Genomic DNA, 22,561 nt, shown 5'->3' with positions numbered 1-22,561 from the left:
GGATTTCGGATCGTTCGAGAACTTCCGCAAGCGGTTCGTGGAGGCCGGGCTCGGCGCGTTGGCCTATTGGGATTTCGTGGCCGCGAATCTGGGCTGAGGCTTTGGCCGGTGCGTGCGGCGCGCTTTGCCTGGCGATGCGCGCCCACTCTTGGAGAGAACCCTGGGGACCCTTTGTTCGCAAGGGGTCCCCAGGGGTTTTGACGATCTACCGGCCTCGGGCCTGATAGCGGTTGATTTTGGTTTCGAGCCGGCGGCTGAACGAGGTGAGCACGAAGCAGATCACGAAGTACATGCAGGCGATGGTGATGAAGATCTCGCCCGGGGCGTTCATGGTGCGGTTGTTGATCTGGGTGGCGACCTTGGTCAATTCGCCCACGCCGATGATGAAGCCCAGGGAGGTGTCCTTGGTCAGGGAGACGAACTGGTTCACGAACGAGGGGATCATGTTGAAGAGCGCCTGGGGCAAGACGACCGAGACCATGGCCTGGGTCTTGGAAAGCCCCGTGCCGCGCGCGGCTTCCATCTGACCTTTGGGCAGGGAGAGCACGCCGGCGCGCACGATTTCGGCCACGTAGGCGCTGGTGAAGACGACCAGGGCGATCATGGCCGACTCTTCGCCGGGCAGGCTCTTGCCCAGGAGCACCGGGGCGAGAAAATAGAACCAGAAGATGACCATGAGCAGGGGAGTGCCGCGTATGATCTCGATGTAGATCAGGGCCGGAATCATGAACACCTTGCGTTTGGAAAGGCGCATGAGGCCGACCAGAAGGCCCAGCCAGAACGCCCCGAAGATGCCGGTCACGGCCATGACGATGGAAAGGGCCAATCCTCCCAGGGGGCCGTTGGGAAAGGGGCCCCAGAGGAGGTAATCCATGTTGTTCCAGACAACGTCCCAGTGCGCGCTCATGGTTACCTCGTCACGTGGAGCACGCGCCGGTTGTAGATTTGGATTCCCGCGGAGACGATGATCGAAATGACCAGGTAGATGGCGGTGGCCACGGTAAAGGCCTCGAACCCGTGGAAGGTGTAGGACTCGATCTGTCGGGCCATGTAGGTCAGGTCCATGACGCCGATGGTCATGACCAGCGACGAGTTCTTGATGAGATTCAAAAACTGGGAGATCAGCGGCGGCACGATGATGCGAAAGGCCTGGGGCAGGATGACGTAGCCCATGGCCTGCATGAAGGAGAGGCCGCAGGCCCGCGAGGCTTCGAGCTGGGTCTTGGGGATGGCGAAGATGCCGGAGCGGATGTCCTCGGCGATGAAGGCGGCCGTGTACACGGTGAGGGCGATGGCCCCGGCCGCGAATTCGAAGTCCTGCTTGTAGAGCCAATCGGTGGCGAACGTGGGCAGTACGAGGTTGGCCCCGAAATACCAGAAAAATATTTGTACGAGCAGGGGGGTGTTTCGGAAAAACTCCGTGAAGGCCATGCAGAGCCATTCCAGGGGTTTGACCCGGCTCAGGCGCAAGACGGCCACCAGGGTGCCCAGGGCCAGGGAGCACACCGTGGAAAGGGCTGAAATTTTGAGGGTGGTCACCAGGCCTTCGACGATCCAGTCGCCGTACTGCCCTGTCACCACCAAGTGCCAGTCGAACGTGTATGCCAACGCGGGTCTCCGAAGGTCTGCCGTGGTTTGGGCGGGGAGCCGAAGGGCTCCCCGCCTTTCGTGTGTCGTTCGCGAAGCGCCCCGCCGGACTTCAGGGGCGCAAAGGACCGTGGTCCGGGCCTACGGCCAGAGTTCCATGGTCCAGGTCAAGGGGATGAAGAACTTGGTGTCCTTGCCGAACCACTTGTCGTAGAGCTTTTGGTATTCGCCGGATTCCCACATTTCCATGAGGGCGAAGTTCACGGCGTCGCGGAACTTGGAGTCGTTCTCCACGATGCCCAGACCGTAGGGTTCGGCCGAGATGGGCTCGCCCACCACGGCGTAGTCGCCGGGGTTGTCGTCCTTGTTCTTGAGGCCGAGCAGGATGGCTTCGTCGGTGGTGACGGCCTGAACCTTGCCCTGCTTGAGGGCCAAAAAGGCCTCGGGATAGGTCTCGAAGGAGATGACGGTGGCCTTGGGCTGGGCGCGCTGGGCGTTCTTTTCGGAGGTGGAGCCCTTGGCCGAGCCGATCTTCTTGCCGGCCAGGTCCGCGATGCTCTTGATGCCCGAATCCTTCTTCACCAGCAGGCGCTGGAAGGTGGAGAAGTAGGTGATGGAATAGTCGATCTGCTTGTCGCGCTGGCGCGAGTGGGTCATGGTGGCGGCCACGATGTCGATGTCGCCCTGGGTGAGCATGGGGATGCGGGTGGAGCTGGTTACCGGCTTGGTTTCGAGCTTGACGCCGAGCTTTTTGGCCAGGGCGGCCATGAGGTCGATTTCGAAGCCCACGATCTGTTTGCTGTTTTCATCCACGTAACCGAAGGGCGGTTGGGAGTCCTTCACGCCGGCGACGAGCGTGCCGCGCTTCTGGATGTCTTCGAGCTTGCCCGCCTGGGCCGTGGACAGGCCAAACGCCAGAATCATTAGAACGGTAAGGGCGATGGCGATGCGGTGTTTCATGAAGCTCTTCTCCTTTTCGGTGCGGGTTGGAGCGTTAGAGGATTTCCTTGAGAAAAGCGCGGGTGCGCTCGTGTGCGGGATTTTTGAAGAACTCGGAAGGCGGTCCCACCTCGAGCACTTCGCCGGCGTCCATGAAGATGACCCGGTCCGCCACCTCGCGGGCGAAGCCCATTTCGTGGGTGACGCAGAGCATGGTCATGCCTTCGCGGGCCAGGTCCTTCATGACGTTCAGGACCTCGTTGATCATTTCGGGGTCCAGCGCGGAAGTGGGTTCGTCAAAGAGCATGACCTTGGGTTTCATGGCCAGGGCCCGGGCGATGGCCACGCGCTGCTGCTGGCCGCCGGAAAGCTCGGCCGGATACTTGCTCGCCTGGTCGTGAATGCCCACCCGCTCCAGCAGGTCGAGTCCGATGCGCTCGGCTTCGGACCGGTCCATCTTGCGCACCTTGATGGGGGCCAGGGTGACGTTCTTGAGCACCGACAGGTGGGGGTAGAGGTTGAACTGCTGGAACACGATGCCGATCTCGGCGCGCAGGTGGTTGACGTTCACCGAAGGGGCGTGAATGTCGCGCCCGGCGAAGGTGATGGTCCCGCGCTGGTATTCCTCCAGACGGTTGACGCAACGGATGAGGGTGGACTTGCCCGACCCCGAGGGGCCGCAGATCACCACCACTTCGCCCGGCTCCACGATCTGGTCGATGCCCTTGAGCACGTGGAAGTCCCCGTACCATTTGTGGACGTCCTGAAATTCGATCATGGGCATGCGGGGTTCTCCTGACGGTAGGCTTTTGGCGAAGAGGACCGTATTTTGCCAAAAATGGCAAAGACCGGCAACCGGTTTCCGGCATGTGCTCACTGCTCAAGAAGTTTTGCAATGTATCGTGTTCAAGGTCCTTGTCAAGGTGGAGAAGGCGGCGCGGCCCGGCGCGCCGGGCGTGACGCGGGGGCCGAAGCCGGGAAAGATTGCTGCTGACCGGGGTATTTCTTTGGGTTATAGGCCGAAACCATGGAACACGACCTCGCCAAACTGCGCATCGACAGGTCCTCGCCGCAAGGAGCGGGCCGGCGGCGTCGCGTCAGGCCCTGGATGGCTTTCCTCCTCGCGGCCGTGGTTTTCGCCCTGCTGCTTTGGATGTGGCCTCGCACCGCGGACGTTCGCGTGGCCTCGGTGAGCGAGGTCTATCCCAGCCGGTCGCTCACCCTGGTCAACGCCACGGGCTACGTGGTGGCGGACCGCAAGGCCGCCGTGGCCTCCAAGATCACCAGCCGGCTGGAATGGCTGGGGGTGGAGGAGGGAAGCGTCGTCAAAAGGGATCAGGTCCTGGCCCGGCTGGAGGGACGCGACGTGGCCGCCGCCCTGGAGCGGGCCGAATCCGACATGGCCGCCGCCTCCGCCCTGATCGAGGTGGCCCGGGCCGAATACGACGACGCCAAGCTCAATTACGACCGCATGAAGCGCCTGAGCGACCAGACCGTGGTGGCCAGAAGCGAATTCGACCTGGCCGTGGCCCGCTTTCGCAAGGCGCAAGGCAATCTGGAAAACGCCAAGCGCACCCTGGCCGCCAGACGGGCCGCTCTTGAAGAGGCCAGGGCCCAGGTGGAGTACACCGTGGTGCGCGCCCCGTTCGACGCCGTGGTCCTGACCAAGAGCGCGGACGTGGGCGACATCGTCACGCCCATCGGGGCGTCCACCACGTCCAAGGCGTCGGTGGTCACCCTGGCGGACATGGCCTCGCTCCAGATCGAGGCCGACGTGGCCGAGTCCAACGTGGCCAAGGTGCGTCCGGGACAGTCCTGCGAGATACAGCTCGACGCCTTCGGAGAGGAGCGCTTTCCCGGGCACGTGCACATGATCGTGCCCACGGCCGACCGCACCAAGGCCACGGTGCTGGTCAAGGTGCGTTTCGATCCGCTCGATCCGCGGGTTTTGCCCCAAATGAGCGCCAAGGTGGCCTTTCTGGACCGGCCCCTGGTCGAGTCCGAGCGCGCCGCTCGCCTTTGCGTTCCCCAGGCGGCCCTGGTCGACCGGAACGGCCCGGGCGTGTTCGTGGTGGAAGACGGCAGGGCCAGGTTCGTGCGGGTCAAGACCGGAGAAACGCTCGGCGACATGGTGGAGGCGCTTCAGGGCGTTTCCGCCGGGCAGAAGGTCGTTCTCTCCCCTCCCGCCAGCCTGGCCGACGGCGGACGGGTGAGCCTGGTGGAGAAATGACGCCTCCCCCGTTGGTCGAAGTTCGGGGCCTGTGCAAGAGCTACCGCCGGGGAGGGCAGGACATCCCGGTGCTGGTGGACGTGTCCTTCGACATCGAGGAGGGCGAGTTCCTGGCTCTCATGGGGCCTTCGGGCTCGGGCAAGTCCACGCTGCTCAACTGCCTGGCCGGCATCGACCGTCCCGACGCGGGCTCCATCGTGATCCGGGGCCAGGACATCGCCACCCTGTCGGAATCGGCCCTGGCCGATTGGCGCAGCCGTTCGGTGGGGTTCATTTTTCAGTTCTACAACCTCATTCCGGTGCTCACCGCCCTGGAGAACGTGGAGTTGCCGCTTCTGCTCACCGGGCTGGGCCGGCGCGACCGGCGCGAGCACGCCCTGTCCGCGCTGACGGCCGTGGGCCTGGCCGAGCGCGTGGACCACTATCCGGCCCAACTTTCCGGCGGACAGCAGCAACGCGCGGCCATCGCCCGGGCCGTGGTCACGGACCCGGACATCCTGGTGGCCGACGAGCCCACCGGCGACCTGGACCGGGTGTCCGCCGAAGAGATCTTGCGCATGTTGTCGCGCCTCAACCGGGATATGGGCAAAACCATCGTCATGGTCACCCACGATCCCAGGGCCGCGTCCCAGGCCGGGGTGCTCAGGCATCTGGACAAGGGGGAACTCTCCCGTGTTGCTGGTCAAGCTGGCCTTTAGAAACGCCTTCCGCCACACCCTGCGATCGGTGCTGACCATTCTGGGCGTCACGGTGGCCATTCTGGCCTTCGGACTCCTGCGCACGGTGATCGACGCCTGGTACGCCGGGGTGGAGGCCAGCGCGGCCAACCGCCTGGTCACCCGCAACGCCATTTCGCTCACCTTCACCCTGCCTTTGGCCTACAAGGCCAAGATCCGCGCCCTGCCCGGCGTCACCGCCGTGACCCAGGGCAATTGGTTCGGGGGCGTCTACATCGACGAAAAGAACTTCTTCGCCAATGTGGCCTACGACCTGGAAGGCCTGCTGGAGCTCTATCCCGAGTTCGTGATCCCCCCCGGGGAGCGCGCGAACCTGATGCGCGACCGCAAGGGGTGCCTGGTGGGGCGCAAGCTGGCCAAGCGCTTCGGCTGGAAGGTGGGCGACACCATCAGCCTGCGCGGCACCGTCTACCCCGGCAACTGGGACATGACCGTGCGGGCCATCTATTCCGGGGCCTACTCCAATACCGACGAGACCGTGTTGTTTTTTCACTGGGCCTACCTGGACGAGGTCATGCGGCGCGACATGCCCGACCGGGCCGGCAAGGCGGGCTGGTATCTCGTGGGCATCGCCGACCCCTCGCGCTCGGCCGAGATGAGCAAGGCCATCGACGCCCAGTTCGCCAACTCCCTGGCGGAAACGCTCACCGAAACGGAAAAGGCCTTCAATCTGGGCTTTGTGGCCATGACCGAGGCCATCCTGGTGGCCGTGCGCCTGGTGTCGTTCGTGGTGGTGCTCATTATTTTGGCCGTGGCCGCCAACACCATGGCCATGAGCGCCAGGGAGCGCACCGGCGAATACGCCGTGCTCAAGACCCTGGGCTTCGGCGGCGCGACCATCGGCGCGGTGGTGCTGGGCGAATCGCTCACCATAAGCCTGGCCGGGGCCGGACTCGGCGTGGCCCTGATCGGCCCCTGCGCCAGGGCCTTCGCCTCGCACATGAGCGACTTTTTCCCCGTGTTCACGGTGTCGGCAGAAACCGTGTTCTGGGGGCTGGGGGCCGGGCTGGTGGTGGGGTTGGCTTCGGCGGCCTATCCGGTTCACCTGGCGGTGTCGCTGCGCATCGCCGAAGCCCTGCGCAAGGTGGGATAAGCCGTGCCCATTCCCCTGAGCTATTCCTGGCGCAACCTGCTCACCCGCCGCCTGACCACCGCCCTGACCGCCGCGGGCATGGCCCTGGTGGTGTTTGTGCTCATGGCCACGCTCATGCTGGCCGAGGGGTTGCGTCAGACCCTGGTGGCCACGGGCCAGCCGGACAACGTGCTCATGCTGCGCAAGGGGTCGGAGACCGAGGTCCAGTCGGGCCTCGATCGTCAGGTGGCCCAGGTGGCGGCCACCCAGCCCGAGTACTCCCCGGACTCCGAAGGCGATCTGGCCTCGGCCCGGGAGGTGGTGGTGCTCATGGTGCTGCCCAAGAAGGACGGCCGCGCGTCGAGCAATGTGGTGGTGCGCGGCGTGGGCCGGGCGTCGCTTTCCCTGCGGCCCCATCTGCGTCTGATCGAGGGACGCGCTCCGGCCAGGGGATCGAGCGAGATCATGGTGGGCCAGAACGTGGCCAAGAAGTTCGCCGGGGTGGAACTGGGCTCGACCCTGCGTTTCGCCCAGCGCCTGTGGACCGTGGTGGGCGTGTTCGACGCCGGACAGACCGCCTTCGCTTCGGAAATCTGGGGCGACGCCAACCAGCTCATGCAGGCCTTTCGCCGCCAGGCCTATTCCATCGTGGTGGCCCGGCTGAGCGACCCGGCGACGTTTCCCGGGCTCAAGTCCCGGCTGGAGGCCGACCCCAGGCTGCAAATCGAGGTCAGACGCGAAAGGGAGTTCTACGAGGCCCAGTCCAAGGCCATGTCCCGGTTCCTCAAGGTGCTGGGCGTGTCCCTGACCGCCATTTTTTCCATAGGGGCCATGCTCGGGGCTACCATCACCATGCACTCGGCCGTGGCCAGCCGGGTGGGAGAGATCGGAGCCTTGCGCGCCCTGGGGTTTCAACGGCGCGACATCCTGCTCGCCTTCCTGGCCGAGGCCCTCCTGCTCGGGGCCGTGGGCGGAGCGGCCGGTGTGGCGGCCTCGTCGCTTTTGGGGTTCCTGACCTTCTCCACCATGAACTTCCAGACGTTTTCGGAACTGGCCTTCACCTTTACCCTCACCTGGCCCATAGCGGCCTCGGGGATGGGATTTTCCCTGTTCATGGGCGCGGTGGGAGGCCTTTTGCCGGCCGTGCGGGCCGCCCGGCTGAACATCGTGGAAGCCCTGCGGTCGGGATGAGGGCGTCCCGCGTCCGTTGGGCGAACGCCGGGCGCAACGCCCCGGCCTGAAAAACGCGATCCCCACGCGAACCCAGGCCGCTTCGGGCTTGACTCCCGTTGCGGAGGGCTTATAGACAATCCGCCCGCCGCTAGCGGGGGAGGCGCGTCGTGATCCGCATACTGCTCGTGGTCGCCCTGACTGTGGCCGCTTTGGCCGCGCCGGACAACGCCCTGGCCTGGGGGCCGGGAGTGCATCTGGCCGTGTCGCGTTTCGTTCTGTCCAACGTCGGGCTCTTGCCCGCCGTGGTGGCCGCCCTGCTTCTCAAGCACAAGGACTTTTTCGTCTACGGCAGCCTTGCCGCCGATTTCTTCGTGGGCAAGGGCAGCCGCAACCGCCCCGGACACAGCCACAACTGGGAGTCCGGCCTGGCGCTTCTCGAAACCGCCCGCTCCGAACGCCTGCAAGCCTACTCCCTGGGCTACCTGAGCCACCTGGCCGCCGACGTGCTGGCCCACAACTACTACGTGCCGAGCGTGCTCACCCGGTCCCCGGCCGGCGGCTCCCTGGCCCACGTCTACGTGGAGGCCCAGGCCGACTCGCGCCTGACCGGCGGCGCCCAGCCCCGGGCCGCCCTGGCCGGTCGCGGACAACGGGCCGCCGACCTGACCCTGGCCCACGCCCTGCGCAAGGACTTCTTTACCCTGAGCCTGCGCAAGCGCCTGTTCCGGGGCGGGGAAAGCCTGAGCCGGGCCAAGGCCTGGAATTCCTCCCTGCGCCTGGCCCAGCGGGTGATGCCCCTGCCTGACGGCGATTGCCGACTGGCGGACATGTACGACCTGTCGCTTCGCGCCGTGGTGAGCGTGCTTCGCGATCCGCACGGGTCCTCCGTGTTGGCTTTCGACCCCATCGGCTGCGCCAACCTGGCCAGCGTGCGCGCGGCGCGCAGGAGCGAAGTCCCGGCCGGGGGACGTTTCCAGCCCGCGCCCGAACTCATCGCCCTGCCCGGAGTCCGTTCCGCCCAACTGCCTCACGTGGCCTGACTTGGCCGTCTTCCTCCTTGGGGCGTGCGGAAAGACAACCGCGCGTTTTCTTCGCATCGTTTCCGTCGCGCCGGATGGGCGGGACTTACGCGGCGGCCTCCGACTGGAACGCCGCGACAAAGTCGTCGAGCAGCGTCTGGATGGACCGCTCCACGTTGCGGGAGGCGGCGGTCCAATCCTTGTCCAATCCGGCGACGGTGTCGGCGACCGCATGGTGCGTGGTGCGTTCCATGCCGCGCGAACCCGATGACGTGGCAACGTCGGTCTGGGTGTGGGTGATGCCGCGCGCGTCATCCACAGGGGTTTCCCGCATGGCGACCGCGGAATGGTCGCGCACAGCGCCGTCCTGGTAGGTTTCCACCGAATGGCTGGTTTCGCGCAGATACGCGGGCTCCTTGTCTTCCGTCAGGCCGGTGCGGGTGCGAAATCCGCTGGTGGAAGGCACAGGGTTCTCCCGGACGGATTCCGCGTGTTGCTGCCTCGCGGTGGGCTTGCCGTTTTGGTACAGGGTGCTTTCCCAGGTGATGCTGTGCGGGACCGAGCCGGCCGCGTCGAGCGACATGTCCCCGGCCGGGTTGAAGACGCCCTTGGAGACGTCTTCCAGGGTGGGATCGAGAAAGGTCGCGGCGTCGTCCACATGTTGTGCATGGCCCGCGTCCAGCAACTCCCGGGCGTCGAGCGGCGTGCTGGCGCTGTATTGCCGCTGGGTCAGGCCGAGCGTTTCGAAGATGGTCGGACGCTCGCGCAGGCTGTGGTCCTTGGTTTGGCGCTGGATTGCCTCGGCTTTGCTGTTCTGGACGAGCTTCCCGTCCTTGTACACGCTCACGTCGAGCCGCTGCGATTGGGAAACACCCTTGATGGAGCTGTCGGAAAAGGAAACCTGGCTCGCGATATTTCCTTCGCTGTCGAACGTGGCCTGGTCGATGGACAAGTCCGTGGCCTTGGCCAACTCGACGGTGGTGTTTGGCCTGAGGCCGTCCTGCATCGCGTTGCCGCGATTGGTCTGGTTTTTCGTCTGGACGGACTGCGAGACGCGCGTCGAGCGGAAGAGCTTTCCCGTGTCGCCATATTCGAGAATATTCGCCACGTAGTTGGTGGAGAGAAAGTCTTTGGTCATATACTGAACGAGTTTTTCCACGCCGTCCGGCGTTATCACGTCCTCGCCATTGAGAAAGGCCTCGCCCTTGTACAGGGCGTCGACATCCATGGAGTCGTGCAGCTCCTTGGACACGGTTCCGTTCTTGAACCACTCGATGTCGCGCCGCAATGTGGAGCGGGTGTTCTTGGCCTCGCCGCTGCTGGCCGCGTACAGTTCGGAGCGGACGCGGCGGGTCAGTTGGCCGGTCTGGTCGTATTCCTCGATGGTCTTGGCGACGTTGCCCTGCGAGAGGGCTCCGGTCTCTTTGCGCAAGAGCCGGCTGCCGTCGTATTCCAGAATCTGCATGTCGTCGCCGTCGAGGATGGTCTTTCGCTTGTGGCCATTGGACAGGAACGTCTCGCCCGCCTTCAGGCCGTATCGCGTCTCCCACAGACTTGGCGCGACTTCACCTTCCGGCTGGTCGGCCTTGTCGCTTGGGGCGGTCAGTTCTCGGCTTTTGGTCAGGGCTTCCTGGGAAATGGTGACCGTATCGCCCGATGGGGTGGCGGAAACCGGGAGTTTCGCCTCGGCCGCTGGAGTCAGGAAGAAACGAGAACTCCCCAGCGGCGCGGAGAGTGTGGTGGCCTGGATCACGCCGACCTCCAGTGTGTGGGCTGGAACGTTTTGTCCTCGATCGGGAAGACGCCCCAAGCAGGGGGGTGGCCCTCCTGAAGGAGACTCTTCAATCATTGCTGAGACAATAATTCAAGGGATCGACATTGCGCGGGGGATCTTTAGGTGGCGCGGCGAAAAAACGAGTCTGACGTCATGGCGGGAGACGTTTTTCGTGCGGAGAAGATTTCGTAAAGCGTATATCTGGGGGATGCATCTTTCATTGGCCAGCAGGCCGCATCGCTTCAGGAACGCCATGCCGCGCTCGCGGGCGGGCTGCGCTTCGGACCGGAGCTTGCGTCGCCTCATGCCAGGGGGGCGCGTGCGGCGTTCGGGGCGCGTCCTTGAAAAGCATGCCTCCGCTTCTCAAGGACAAACTCCTTCTTTCAATCTGTTGCCCGCGAAATGCGCATACGCTTTCTTCGTGGACGCAGCGTTAGCTTACGGCAGCACTCAGCAGACCGGAATTCCTGGTTGTATCGACACCAAGAGACGCGAACGTCGGCAGTGAGGTCAGGGGATACACGCCGTCGTTGAAGGCCAGGTACTCCACATTGTTGAGCGTCTGCGCGCCGAAGGCCGTGGACACCGTGGCCAGGCCGTTCTGTACGCTGTAGATATTGTCCAGGAGCCCCGTGGCGAACACGGCGGTGTCCGTTCCCGCGCCGCCTTCCAGGGTGTCGGACCCCGCGCCGGCCACGAGTCTGTCGTCGCCTCGGCCGCCGGAAAGCAGGTCGGACTTGCCGTTGCCCAGCAGAATGTCGTTGCCGTCGCCGGAATAGACATCCGCCACCGTGACCCAGGAAGCCGCGCCCACGGTCGTGTTGTCGATGCGGCTCAGGGAGCCCGCGTTGGCGTTTATCACCTGGTTGGCCGTGACGGCCGAGGCGTTGATCACGGTCTGGCCCGACGTGTCGGTGATGGTGGTGCGGGTCGGGTCCTGGGCGGCGTAGTGGGAGAACTCGTTGGTGTACACCAGGGGCAGGGGGGCCGAGGCGTCCTGCCCGTGCAGGATGAGCCGCCAGTCCTTGAGGATTCCCGTCTGGCCGTTGGCGTGGTCGTCGGAAACGGTCAGCGTCCAGGTCCCGGCCGAGTCTTCGCCCAGGTACTGGGTGGAGGTCATGGAGTAGGAGCTTGCGGGAAAGGCGGTGGCGATGGCGTCGGGTTCGTCGGGCTCCAGGTTTTCGGTGGTGGTGAGCAGCACGCTCTTGGTGCCCGAGGGCGAGGTCAGGGTGATGGTCAGGTCCGAGGCCAGGGGATGGTCCAGGTCGATCTGGACTTCGGCCCGCTCCACCTGGACGCCGGACTGCGCCTGAACCGTGGACGTGACGCCCGGTCCGCCGTCGGGCAGGTTGGCGTTGACCGCGGCCTCGGCCGAGGTCTGGCTCACGTTGGCGGCCGTGCTGGACCGGGTCCAGGTTTCGGCCAGGCGCACGGCGGCCAGGGCGTCCACCAGCCCGTAGCCCACGTCGCTGTTGACGTGCATGCCGCCGCCGTTCCAGTTGGTGGCCCCGTTGACGGTCCAGGTGGCCTGGGTGTCGGTGTTGCGGGCGGTGAGGGCCAGAATGTCCTGCACGTCGCGGTAGCCGAGGTCGGGATTGGCTTCGAGCATCAGCGCCGCCACGCCGGAAACCATGGGCGCGGCCGCAGAGGTGCCGTCGAAAGCGTAGGAGTAGTCGCCGCCGGAGGCCCCGGTTTCGGTCTTGCCCAGGCCCGCTCGCTCCGTGGTGACGATGCCGCCGTCCACCCGGAGGATCTTGAGGCCGTTCGCCCCGGCCGAATCGTCTGCAATCGGGTCGCCGCCGCTTTCTTCGCTGTCGGGCGTGCCGTCGCCGTCGCTGTCCACGTTGGCGAAGATCACGTTGCCGGAAGGCGCGCCCACCAGGATGCTGGCTCCGGGCGTGCTGTAGGAGCACACTTTCCCGTTGTAGTCGATGGCGGCCACGGCGATGGTGTAGGGGGAGTTGGTGAGGTTTTGGCTATTGGTGTTGGCTCCGGGCAGCCGGTCGTTGCCGGCCGAGAACACGATCACCGTGCCCAGTCCGTCGCGGCCCGTGGTGGCGGCGGTCTCGATGCCCTCGCCCGTGGCGACCTCATACTCGTTGGACCCGGTGAAGCTGTAAAACGAGGTGTAGACGCTGCCCCAACTGTTGTTGATGACGTCATAGTGTTCCGCCGCCCAGGTGAAGCCCAGTTTGGCGTCGTCCAGGACGGAGTTGTCGTCCAGGGGCGTGTACACCGAGCCCAGAGTGGCCTCGGGGGCGATGCCCACCACGCCGATGCCGTTGCCGGCCACTCCGGCGATGATGCCGGCCACGTTCATGCCGTGGGTGTCGGTGGCCAGGCGGGGCTGGCCGTCGCCGGTGATGGAGACGGTGGTGGAAATGCTCAGGGCGGGGTTCACGTTGGCCGCCAGGTCCGGATGGTCGAACTCGATGCCCTGGTCCATCACCCCCACGACCACGCCCTTGCCGGTATAGTCGGTCCACACCTTGGTCAGATTCAGGTCGATGCCCGCCGTGCCGCCGGTCTGGCCGGTATCGTCGAGATGCCACTGTTGAGCGTACAGGGGGTCGTTGATCAAAAGCGACATGGGACGTTCGCCTCCGCGTAACAGGCCGGTGGGACGCGCGCGCGGCGCAACCGGTTCCGCGAGCGTGTGTCCCGCGCCGGTGACCAGTGTGCGGCGTGCCGGAAGTCTGAACCGAGTCTCTTCCGCCTATCGGACGCGACCATTGCGGGCAAGTTTTTTTTTGATGCGCTTGGCCGATTCCCCTTGTCCCATGGGGCGAAGCCGGGCGACAGGCCTCACAACTTGGACTTGAGCACCAGGTCCGTGATGGGACCGCGCGAGCGGTCGCCCTTGAGCACGATGTGGCCGTAGTTGGGGTAGCCGCGAAACTTGCGCACGATCCAGTTGAGTCCGTTGTTGGACTCGTTCAGGTAGGGGTTGTCCACCTGGGAGGTGTCGCCCAGGCACACGCACTTCACGCCTTCGCCCATGCGGGTGAGAAGCGCCCGCACCTCGGACCGGGACAGGTTCTGGGCCTCGTCGATGATGACGAAGGCGTTCTCCACGTTCATGCCCCGCACGTAGGCCAGGGGGAGGGTTTCGAACCGTTTGGGGTTGAAGCGGGGGGAGTCCTCGCCGGGATTGAGGAACAGCTTGTTGGCGGGCCTGGTCCGGTGAAGCTTGAGCAGGAGTTCGTGAATGTACTTGACGTAGGGCTCCATCTTTTCGGCAATATCGCCGGGCAGGTAGCCCAGCTTGGCCCCGATCTCGATGGTGGGCTTGATCACGTAGATCTTGTCGAAGGCCTTGCGTTCGAGCGTCATGTACAGGGCTGCGGCCAGGGCCAGGTAGGTTTTGCCGAATCCGGCCTCGCTTTGGATGGAGATCATGTCCACATGCGGGCTCACGATGAGCTCCAGGGCCAGGTTCTGGTAGACGGTGCGCGGTTTGAGATTCCAGATGTCGTTGGTGTAGGTGATGGGCTTTTCGCCTTCCGGGGCCAGCAGCACGGGCTTGCCCTCGCGCCAGACAAAGGCGTTGGGCCAGGGCTGTTCGCCTTCCTCCACGAAGCCGGTGTGGAGTTGCGATTCGGACTCGAAGGGCTTGGAGTCGCGCAGTTCCTCGCTTTTTATGCCCCGTAGCGAGGCCTGCAACTGGAGCATGCGGTCGTTGGTCACCAGGATGGGATCGTCGATCTCGCGCGCGGCCTCGATTTCCTTGAGAATGAAGTTGTCCACGATGCCCGTGAAGGGCGACTCGGAGTTGGCGTTGCGGATGAAGGTGATGTTCTCCCGGTGCTCGATGAGCAGGGCGATCACCTTGGAGACGATGTGGCGGAGCTTGGGCGTGTTCTTGAGTTTTTCCAACTCCATGAGCACGTGGTAGGGAATGTGGACGTTGTTTTCGTTGCCGTTGCGCAGGGCGAGGATGGAGCCGGGGTTTTCGATCAGGACGTTGGTGTCGAGAACGTAGTTCTTTTTGGCCGATGCGTTTGCCGCCATGAACGCTTCCTTGGCTTAGGGTGTGCGTGCGGGGAGACTTCGGGCTGACACGGGAAAAAGGACGCGCAAAGCCCGACGCGTGGCGTCGAACGTTCGCCGGAGCGAAGAAAACGGACGGGATTCGGGCATGCCTACCGCTTGGCCTGGAGCCTGGCCCGCAGGATGATGGCCACCAGGTTCATGCCCAGCACCAGGGCGATGAGCACCAGGGCGGTGCCGTATTGCAGGGGCCGGGTCTTGTCGATTTCCGTGCCGGCGGTGGCCAGGACGTAAACGTGGTAGGGCAGGGCCATGACGTCGGAGAAGATGCTCCGGGGCAGTTTGGGCGCGTAGAACACGGAAGCGGTGAACATGATGGCCGCGGTTTCTCCGGCCGCGCGCGACAGGGCCAGGATGGCCCCGGTGAGCATGCCGGGCAGGGCCGCCGGCAGCACCACCAGGCGGATGGTCTGCCACTTGGTGGCCCCCAGGCCCAGTGAGGCCTCGCGGTAGGTGCTGGGCACGGACTTGAGCGCCTCTTCGGCCGTGCCGATGATGACGGGCAGCACCAGGATGGTGAGCGTCAACACGCCCGAGGCGATGCTTACGCCCATGCCGAAAAAGGTGACGAAAAAGGCCAGCCCGAACAGGCCGAACACCACCGAAGGCACGCCGGCCAGGTTGGCGATGCCCAGGCGGATGATGCGCACGGTGCGCCCGCCCCTGGCGTATTCGTTGAGGTAGATGGCCGCGCACACGCCCAGGGGAAAGGCCACCAGCATGGACCCCACCGACAGGATGATGGTGCCCACGATGCAGGGAAAGATGCCGCCTTCGGTCATGGAAGCCCTGGGATAGGCGGTGAGGAATTCCCAGTTGATGGCGCCGATGCCATTGACCAGCAAAAAGCCGCAGATGACCAGCAGGGCCAGGCCGTTGATGGCCGCGGCCAAGGTGAACACGCCCCACATGCCCGTCTGGCGGGCCTTTCTGCGACCGAGATTGGCGAATTGCATGGTGTTGGTCCCTACAGGGTGGCCGCGCCGACCTGCTTGTGCTTTTCGGCGATGTGGCTGGCGATGATGTTGAAGAGCAGGGTGAACACGAAGAGCACGATGCCGATGGCGAACAGGGCGTGGTAGTGGTCCGAGCGGAAGGGGGCCTCGGCCATTTCCGCCGCGATGGACGACGGCATGGGGCGTATGGGCGAAAACAGCGAGGTGGGGGCCACGGCCGCGCCGCCGGCCACCATGAGCACGACCATGGTTTCGCCGATGGCCCGGGACATGCCCAGGATCACGGCCGTGGAGATGCCCGAGAGCGACGCGGGCAGGATAACCCGCCGTATGGTTTCCCAGTGGGTGGCGCCCAGAGCCAGGGAGGCCTCCTTGAGGTCGCGGGGCACGGCGAAGATGGCGTCCTCGGACACGGAGCAGATGGTGGGCACGCTCATGAAGGCCAGCATGAGGCCGGCGTTGAAGAGGTTGAGGCCCGTGGGCAGGTCGAAGGTGTCTTGCAGAAAGGGGGCCACCACCACCATGCCGAAGAAGCCGATGACCACCGAGGGCAGGGCCGCCAGCAGCTCCACCACGGGTTTGAGCACGTTGCGCACGCGCAGCCCGGCGATTTCGGCCAGGTAGATGGCGGTCATGACCCCGAGCGGGATGGCGATGGCCGAGGAAAAGGCGGTCACCGCCAGGGAGGCCACGATCAGCGGGGCGATGCCGAACTCGCCGGGCTCGGCCGTGGGATACCAGAACTGGCCGAAGAGAAAGTCCGTCGGGCTCACCACCTTGAAGATGGGCAGTCCTTCTATGAAAAGATAGAGCATGATCAGGGCCAGGGCGATGATGGACACCATGGCGGTGATCAGAAAAAAGTAGCGGATCAGGTCGTCTTTGAGCTTGCGGCTAAGGGCCACGGCGTTCTCCGGAAAGGCTCCCCCCGCGCAGGGGGGAGCCCGAAGCAGCGGTTGGTTGCGTTCGTTACTTCTTGATGGGGAAGTAGCCGACTTCCTTGATGATCTTCTGGCCGTGGGCGGGGTCCATGATGTAGGCCACGAACTTCTTGACCGGGTCGCTTATCTTGTCGGGCACGATGATGAACAGCGGGCGGGCCACGGGGTAGGTCTTGTCCGCCACGGACTTCTCGCCGCCGGCCACGCCGTTGACGCTCACGCCCTTCACGGTCTTGTTGACGTAGGCGAAGCCGTCATAGGCGATGGCGTACTTGTTCTTGCCAACCACCTGGAGCACCGCGCCGGAAGAAGCCTGCAGCAGGGCGGAGGGCGAAACTTTCTGGCCCTTCATGATGAGTTCGTTCCAGGCTTCGTAGGTGCCGGAGGACGAGTCGCGGGAGATGACCACGATTTCCTTGTCCTCGCCGCCGACTTCCTTCCAGTTCTTGATCTTGCCGGAGAAGATGCCCTGCAACTGCTCGGTGGTCAGGTTCGTGACCGGGTTGGCCGGGTTGACGATAGGCACGATGGCGTCCATGGCGATTTCCATGGGCTTTACGACGTTGCCTTTTTCCTTGGCGGTGTCGATTTCTTTCTGCTTCATTTCGCGCGAGGCCATGGCGATGTCGGTGGTGCCGTCGATGATGGCCTTGATGCCGTTGCCCGATCCGCCGCCGGACACGGTGATGTTCACGCCGGGATTGGCCTTCATGTAGGCCTCGACGATCTTTTGCATGGCGGGCAGAACCGTGGTGGAGCCGTCCACGCGGATGTTGGTTTCGGCGAAAGCCGAGGCGGCGGCGAAGCACAGGGCCAGGGACAGGACCAGGCTGAGCAGACGTTTCATGCTTGAATCTCCTTTGGGGGTGCGAGCGTTGTTGGGCGGAAGCTAAAAACCGCTCTTTACAATCGCGTGACACCCCATCGGAGAATGCGTGACGGGCCGGTGACGATTTGAAAATGAAGTTTCTTTCCGGGTTGTTGAGACATTCCCTTTCGTCATGGCGCGCCAGGGTCGCGCCGGATCGAACCGGAGTTGGCCCCACGCGACCGCGTGGTCAACGCTTCGCGCGTGCGTTTCGAGATCGCGTGGCTGCGTTGGCCCCGCATGACCGTGCGGCCAACTCGCGTCCCGGGCCAACCGCGCCGATTGCGCGGATGTCGGCCCTGCGCGACCGCGTGGCCAACTCCCTCTTGCCAAGCCACCATGTCTCGCTTATACGTATAGCGTCTACCGCTTTCCATGGACGGGAAAGCCTGCGCGGCACGGTCCGCGCCCGGCGGCATGGCAGCCCGAACCCACAGCCCCCTGTGGAGTTGGTCCATGGAAGCATCCAGCGCTTTAGGCGAAGCTTCCCAAATTACGCTCTTGCAAACGCTCAAGGCGCGCGTGGTCACCACGGCCATCGGCTTTCGTATCGGGCCGTTGGGTGTGGACTATTCGTCCCAGCGCGTCGAACTCGATCCCGACAAGCAGGATTCGGGCCAAAGCGGGCAACCCTCCCTCGACCAGACCTATCAGCAGGCCAAGGCCCGCTTCGAAGCGGCCGCGGACCAGACGCACATCCAGTCCATCGCCGCCAGCCATCCGGACCACCAGTGGCGCAAGGGCTTGTCCGCCTACGCCAAGGCCCAGGGCGCGCTTGCCGACTCGACCCCCACCCTTGTGACCGTGGCCTGAGGCGCGAGCCAAAGTCCGGGGAAAACGCCGCGCGCGGGCAGGGACGGAGGCGGGGCTGGCGGGGCGTTTCGCCGTCCGCTCAGGGGTCGCGCGCGGGGGCGGCGTCGGGGTCTTGGCGCAGGTACTGGCTCCAGGTCGTACGTGCGGGATCTTGGGTGCGGGCGTAGTCGTAAAAGCGGCGCACCAGGGCGGCGCGTTCCCGGTAGAAGGGCTCTTTCCAGGCGGGGCGCACGCTGGTGCGGGCCAGGTCGGCTCCGCCCAGGAGCGTCTGGCGGGCCAGGATGTCTTCGAAGGCCACGCGCCGGGCGTTTCGCAGCATGTCGTACAGGGCGAGAAAGACCGTGGTTCGGCCTTCGCCGGCGTGGCAGTGCAGGTGCGTCCAGGTGTCGGCCGGCAGGGCGGCCAGCAGGGCGAGAAAGGCGTCCACGGTCCGGGGCGAGGGCGGGGTGTGGTCCGTTACGGGCAGACGCACGCTCTCCAGGCCGAGTTCGGCCAGGACCTGGGCCTGGGTGCGCGCCCGGGAAAAGTCCAGACGTTCGGTGACGCCTTCGGCGATGAATCCGTCGTCGCCCTTGCTCAGGGGCGTGACCGCGCACACGCGGCGGCGTCCCTGGAGCGCGCGGGCCAGGGCGTGTTCCGAGGCTTCGATGGCGGCGGCGTCCAGGCCCCGGTTGGCCCAGTTGCGCCAACCGAAAAGGCTCACCGGCCTATTGTCCAGAAACAGGTGGGATTCCTCGCGCAGGTCCACCACCAGGACCTTCGGGGCCAGTGCGGCCACGCTTTCGGCAAAGGCCTCGGGCGTGGGCTGGGCGCTGCCCGAAACGCGCAACGCCTCCAGACCGGTGCGGTCCACGGCGGGGACGCCTTCGGCCGTGACGGGAAACCGTCCGGCGGAACGGAACCGTCCAGGCCTATCGTCTTCGCCCACGGCGTCGAGGATGAGGGTCGACCGGGAGTCGATCGTGGCTTCTCCGGGGGCCGGGGCGCGCATCGGTGCGGATCAGGCCGATTTCGGGGCCACGCGGCGCAGGGCTCGCTCCAACTGGGCGCGGGAATGCCCGGCGCGCACGGCGCGTCCGAGCTCTTCCAGTTCGTTTTCCATTTCGTCCGCCGGGCGCAAGTTCGGGTAGTCCGGCAGGCCCAAGGCGTCGAAATCGATGGGGCGAAAGGCCAAGTCGCGGTCGATCTTGCCCACGTCGAGCCCTATCAGCCCTCCGGTGACGGATTCGCGTCCGGCCGCCTGGGGGTCCAGGCTCTTGGCGTAGGCCAGCACGGTGGCGGGAGTCTGGGCCGTGTTGACGGTGTCCACTTCCTTGTTGATGGTCTCGGCCAGTTCGCGCACCGAACGGTAGTTGGGCAGAAGCACCTTGCGGCGCGGGTCTTTGGGGTCCGGGCCGTAGGAGCCCTCGCGGTATTCGTGCACGGCCTGTTGCAGGGCGGCGTAGGCGCGCTGCAAGGCCTTTTCGTGCCTGCCCGCGAAGGTGAAGGCGAAAGGCGTCTTGAGGGGCCAGGGCTCCTGGTTGCGGGCGGTGCAGGGAACCAGGCCGATGAAGTCGCCGCCGGCCTTGGCCAGAAAGGCCAGGGCCAGGGGGTCGTCGTGGGTCAGGGCGAGAAAGGTGACCAGTCGCCTCTGCACCTTTTCCGACACGGAACGCACCTGGGCCGCGAGAGTGGCGAAACCCTCCAGGCGGGTTTCGATCTCCTTGCGCCGGGTAAAAAAATTCTGCGCCATCTCGGACATGGCTTCGGTGTAGAAGCTGTCGAAAAAATCCGGCTTGGCCATGGCGGTTTTCTCCGGTGTTTTCCGTTTTTTTTGTAGGCGCGCCCCGGGGCTTTGGCAAGAACCGGGTTGGGGCCGAGGACCGCCCGGAGCGTATTTGCCTTCCATTCTTCACGGATTCGAAACCAGCCCCCCTGTGCGGAGGTGTAGTTCGGGGCCATGTTTTCCAGTGGTACCGAACAGAGCGGCAGACGGGGGCGCAGCGTTTTCGCGCCGGTTCACCAGATGCGTTTACGCGGTCGGACCGGGTATTCGCGTCTGCGCGATTCCAGCGGGGATTTTCTGAGCCTGTGTCTGGCCGATGGCGATCCGGTCTGCCTGATCTTTTTCGAGATACAGGATTTCTACATCTTTTCGCGGCTCTACGGAGCCGAAACCGCCGAGGCCCTCTCCGGCGTGATCGAGTCCGAGCTCGACGCCTTGACCGGCGAACGTCTGGGCGCGCTGCCCTACGTTTGCGTGGACCGGCTCGACGCCGACAAGTTCGCGGTGCTGGTGGGCGGGTCCGTCATGAGCCAGGAGGCCCTGCAGCACACGGCCGCCCTCATGCGTCTGGCCCTTCAGGCCAGGATCAAGCCCAAGGCCCTGAGCCTCACCGGCCAGCCCCTGGACGTTTCGGTGGGGGCCTCCCCCCTGCCCGCGGGAACGGACCTCAGCCCCGAACACGCCCTTTACGCCGCGCTCGACAGCGCCCAGCGCATGGCCCGCGGTCTTATGGACAGCAGCGTGGCCACTTTGCTTCGCGAGTACCACACCATAGTCGACTCGGGAAGCGTTCGCAGCGTCTATCAGCCCATTGTGGACCTGCGCTCCGGCAAGGTCTTCGCCTGGGAAGCCCTGGCCCGCGGCCCCAAGGGGAGCAATTTCGAAACTCCGGCCATGCTGTTCGGCTTCGCCGAGGAAAACAACCTCATTTTCAGCCTGGAGCAGGCCTGCCGCCAGGCGGCCGTGCGGGGGTTCGGCGGCCCGGGCGGAAACAGGCTTTTTCTCAACGTGCATCCCCGCACCCTTGTGGACCCGGCCTTTACGCCCGGCGAGACCGGCAAGCTGCTCAAGCAGTACGGCATGGAGCCCCACGACGTGGTGCTGGAAATCACCGAACGCCATTCCACCCAGGACTTCTCGCTGTTTCACCGCACCCTGGAACACTACCGGGGCGAGGGCTTCAAGGTGGCGGTGGACGACGTGGGCACGGGGTATTCCGGCCTGTGGTCCATCGCCGAGATCCGCCCGGACTTCATGAAGCTCGACATGTCGCTCATTCGGGGTATCGACCACAATCCGGTCAAGCGGGCGCTCATCGAAACCTTTCTCACCTTTTCCGAAAAAGTGGGCGCGGCCGTCATCACCGAAGGCGTGGAAACCGAGACCGAGTTGTCGACCCTGGCCTCCATGGGCGTGCACTACGGCCAGGGCTTCTACCTGGCCTGCCCGGGGGAGGGATTGCCCCAACCTACGGCCGAAGCTTCGCGGGTGATTCTCTCCGTGGCCAGGCGCGGACCGGCGGACCTCAAGTGCTCCTCGCCCATAGGCGACCACTGCGTTTCGGCCATGCATGTGCCGGCCCAGGCCACGGTGGAGGAGGTCAAACGCATGATGGAGGCCCGGCCCGAGCTGACCTGCGCCGCAGTGGTGGACCACATGCGCCCCGTGGGCCTGATCATGCGCCATCACCTGGACCGCATGCTTTCGTCGCGCTATGGCCTGGCCCTGTACGGCAAGCGGTCGGTGGCCAAGGTCATGGACGCCCAGCCCCTGGTGGTGGACTGCAACGCCCCGGTGGAACAGGCCGCCCAAGCGGCCATGAGCCGCGATCCGGCCAAGGTGTACGATCACGTGCTGGTCACGCGCGAGGGCCGACTCGCGGGCCTGGCCTCGGTGCAGCGCATTCTTGACGCCCTGGCCCAGGTGCAGATGGAAATGGCCAAGGGCGCCAACCCCCTCACCGGCCTGCCCGGCAACGTGGCCATCGAGCGGGAGCTGGAAGTGCGGGTCAAAAGCGGACAGGGCGCAAGCTTCGTCTACGCGGACCTGGACAATTTCAAGGTCTACAATGACCTGTACGGCTTCAAGGCCGGCGACTCAATCATCTTGCTGGTGGCCCGCATCCTGGTCAAGGCGGTGCGCCGGCACGGCAATCCCGGCGACTTTGTGGGCCATGTGGGCGGGGACGATTTTCTCTTCTGCACCACCCCGGAAAAGGCCGAGCGCGTCTGCCGGGCCGTGGTGCGCTGTTTTGGACGGCTGGTGCGGGGATGCTACTGCGAAACCGACCGCGCGGCCGGCTACATCACCGGCCAGGACCGCTCGGGACGCGAGGGGCGTTTCCCCCTGGTGTCGGTCTCCCTGGCCATCGTGGACTGCCAGGGGGTATGCTCCCTGGAGTCCGTGTCCCAGCGTTCGGCCGAGATGAAGAAATACGCCAAGTCCCTGCCGGGCAACGTCTACGTGCGCGACCGCCGCGCCCCCCTGGGAGCGCCGGAGTCGCGCGAATGCCCGTGCGAGGGAGCGCGACCGGCGGCGTGAGGCCAGGCCGAGTCCGGCTGTCGCGCGCCGGCCGGCCTGTTCGCCCTTTTCCGGCCGGGTCGCTTCAGAAAACGCCACCCTCTCAAAAACGCGCAC

19 protein-coding genes are annotated in these 22,561 nt (G+C 65.2%); 7 read left to right on the top strand and 12 right to left on the bottom strand.

Going from position 1 to position 22,561, the window contains the following annotated elements; translation table 11 throughout:
- Nucleotides 1–205: 205 nt before the first annotated feature.
- From ACYQ01_RS08365 to ACYQ01_RS08350, 4 genes are all read right to left on the bottom strand, one after another.
- Entirely contained in the window at nucleotides 206–907 is a 702-nt protein-coding gene (locus ACYQ01_RS08365; RefSeq protein ID WP_459933378.1) for an amino acid ABC transporter permease, read from the bottom strand.
- A gap of 2 nt (nucleotides 908–909) precedes the next feature.
- Nucleotides 910–1,608 (bottom strand): amino acid ABC transporter permease, encoded by a 699-nt coding sequence (locus tag ACYQ01_RS08360; protein WP_459933377.1) that lies wholly within the window; start codon nucleotides 1,606–1,608, stop codon nucleotides 910–912.
- A gap of 120 nt (nucleotides 1,609–1,728) precedes the next feature.
- Entirely contained in the window at nucleotides 1,729–2,547 is an 819-nt protein-coding gene (locus tag ACYQ01_RS08355; protein ID WP_459933376.1) for an ABC transporter substrate-binding protein, read from the bottom strand.
- A 34-nt stretch (nucleotides 2,548–2,581) separates the two neighbouring features.
- Complete coding sequence (locus ACYQ01_RS08350) at nucleotides 2,582–3,310, bottom strand: amino acid ABC transporter ATP-binding protein (protein ID WP_459933375.1); 729 nt, start codon at nucleotides 3,308–3,310, stop codon at nucleotides 2,582–2,584.
- 243 nt (nucleotides 3,311–3,553) lie between these two features.
- Here ACYQ01_RS08350 and ACYQ01_RS08345 point away from each other — a divergent pair, with 243 nt between their 5' ends.
- The 5 genes from ACYQ01_RS08345 to ACYQ01_RS08325 all read left to right on the top strand — a co-directional run bounded on the left by ACYQ01_RS08345 (nucleotide 3,554) and on the right by ACYQ01_RS08325 (nucleotide 8,778).
- The gene (locus ACYQ01_RS08345) at nucleotides 3,554–4,756 is read left to right on the top strand and encodes an efflux RND transporter periplasmic adaptor subunit (protein ID WP_459933374.1); all 1,203 of its coding nucleotides are present in this window, start codon (nucleotides 3,554–3,556) and stop codon (nucleotides 4,754–4,756) included.
- A complete protein-coding gene (locus ACYQ01_RS08340; RefSeq protein ID WP_459933373.1) occupies nucleotides 4,753–5,454 on the top strand; it encodes an ABC transporter ATP-binding protein in 702 nt (233 codons plus the stop codon). Before ACYQ01_RS08345 ends, ACYQ01_RS08340 begins: the two co-directional genes overlap by 4 nt.
- Nucleotides 5,429–6,586, top strand: a complete 1,158-nt coding sequence (locus ACYQ01_RS08335) for an ABC transporter permease (protein ID WP_459933372.1) — start codon at nucleotides 5,429–5,431, stop codon at nucleotides 6,584–6,586. The genes ACYQ01_RS08340 and ACYQ01_RS08335 overlap by 26 nt, the downstream gene beginning before the upstream one ends.
- A 3-nt stretch (nucleotides 6,587–6,589) precedes the next feature.
- Nucleotides 6,590–7,756: an ABC transporter permease gene (locus ACYQ01_RS08330; RefSeq protein WP_459933371.1), complete on the top strand. Its 1,167-nt coding sequence runs from the start codon at nucleotides 6,590–6,592 to the stop codon at nucleotides 7,754–7,756.
- Between the two features lie 149 nt (nucleotides 7,757–7,905).
- Entirely contained in the window at nucleotides 7,906–8,778 is an 873-nt protein-coding gene (locus ACYQ01_RS08325; RefSeq protein ID WP_459933370.1) for a zinc dependent phospholipase C family protein, read from the top strand.
- Between the two features lie 85 nt (nucleotides 8,779–8,863).
- Here ACYQ01_RS08325 and ACYQ01_RS08320 read toward each other — a convergent pair whose 3' ends face one another.
- The 6 genes from ACYQ01_RS08320 to ACYQ01_RS08295 form a co-directional block, all read right to left on the bottom strand.
- A complete protein-coding gene (locus ACYQ01_RS08320; protein ID WP_459933369.1) occupies nucleotides 8,864–10,510 on the bottom strand; it encodes a hypothetical protein in 1,647 nt (548 codons plus the stop codon).
- A gap of 454 nt (nucleotides 10,511–10,964) precedes the next feature.
- Entirely contained in the window at nucleotides 10,965–13,121 is a 2,157-nt protein-coding gene (locus ACYQ01_RS08315; RefSeq protein ID WP_459933368.1) for a S8 family serine peptidase, read from the bottom strand.
- 215 nt (nucleotides 13,122–13,336) lie between these two features.
- Entirely contained in the window at nucleotides 13,337–14,542 is a 1,206-nt protein-coding gene (locus ACYQ01_RS08310; protein ID WP_459933367.1) for a PhoH family protein, read from the bottom strand.
- A 131-nt stretch (nucleotides 14,543–14,673) separates the two neighbouring features.
- Complete coding sequence (pstA, locus tag ACYQ01_RS08305) at nucleotides 14,674–15,537, bottom strand: phosphate ABC transporter permease PstA (protein WP_459933366.1); 864 nt, start codon at nucleotides 15,535–15,537, stop codon at nucleotides 14,674–14,676.
- An 11-nt stretch (nucleotides 15,538–15,548) separates the two neighbouring features.
- Nucleotides 15,549–16,442 (bottom strand): phosphate ABC transporter permease subunit PstC, encoded by an 894-nt coding sequence (gene pstC / locus ACYQ01_RS08300; RefSeq protein ID WP_459933365.1) that lies wholly within the window; start codon nucleotides 16,440–16,442, stop codon nucleotides 15,549–15,551.
- Nucleotides 16,443–16,506: 64 nt separating this feature from the next.
- Complete coding sequence (locus tag ACYQ01_RS08295; protein ID WP_459933364.1) at nucleotides 16,507–17,325, bottom strand: PstS family phosphate ABC transporter substrate-binding protein; 819 nt, start codon at nucleotides 17,323–17,325, stop codon at nucleotides 16,507–16,509.
- Nucleotides 17,326–17,802: 477 nt separating this feature from the next.
- On the opposite strand from ACYQ01_RS08295, the gene ACYQ01_RS08290 reads away from it, so the two are divergent.
- Nucleotides 17,803–18,159, top strand: coding sequence for a hypothetical protein (locus tag ACYQ01_RS08290; RefSeq protein ID WP_459933363.1), 357 nt, complete (start codon nucleotides 17,803–17,805; stop codon nucleotides 18,157–18,159).
- Nucleotides 18,160–18,238: 79 nt separating this feature from the next.
- Here ACYQ01_RS08290 and ACYQ01_RS08285 read toward each other — a convergent pair whose 3' ends face one another.
- A complete protein-coding gene (locus ACYQ01_RS08285; protein ID WP_459933362.1) occupies nucleotides 18,239–19,150 on the bottom strand; it encodes a phosphatase domain-containing putative toxin in 912 nt (303 codons plus the stop codon).
- A gap of 9 nt (nucleotides 19,151–19,159) precedes the next feature.
- Nucleotides 19,160–19,942, bottom strand: coding sequence for a hypothetical protein (locus ACYQ01_RS08280; RefSeq protein WP_459933361.1), 783 nt, complete (start codon nucleotides 19,940–19,942; stop codon nucleotides 19,160–19,162).
- A gap of 222 nt (nucleotides 19,943–20,164) precedes the next feature.
- Here ACYQ01_RS08280 and ACYQ01_RS08275 point away from each other — a divergent pair, with 222 nt between their 5' ends.
- Nucleotides 20,165–22,465 carry a GGDEF domain-containing protein gene (locus ACYQ01_RS08275; RefSeq protein ID WP_459933360.1) on the top strand — a complete coding sequence of 767 codons (2,301 nt, stop codon included), beginning with the start codon at nucleotides 20,165–20,167 and terminating at the stop codon, nucleotides 22,463–22,465.
- Nucleotides 22,466–22,561 lie beyond the last annotated feature (96 nt).

It is taken from the genome of Fundidesulfovibrio butyratiphilus (assembly GCF_054657235.1).
Note: the sequence above shows the minus strand (reverse complement) of the source record. Positions and strands in the feature narration are given on the sequence as shown.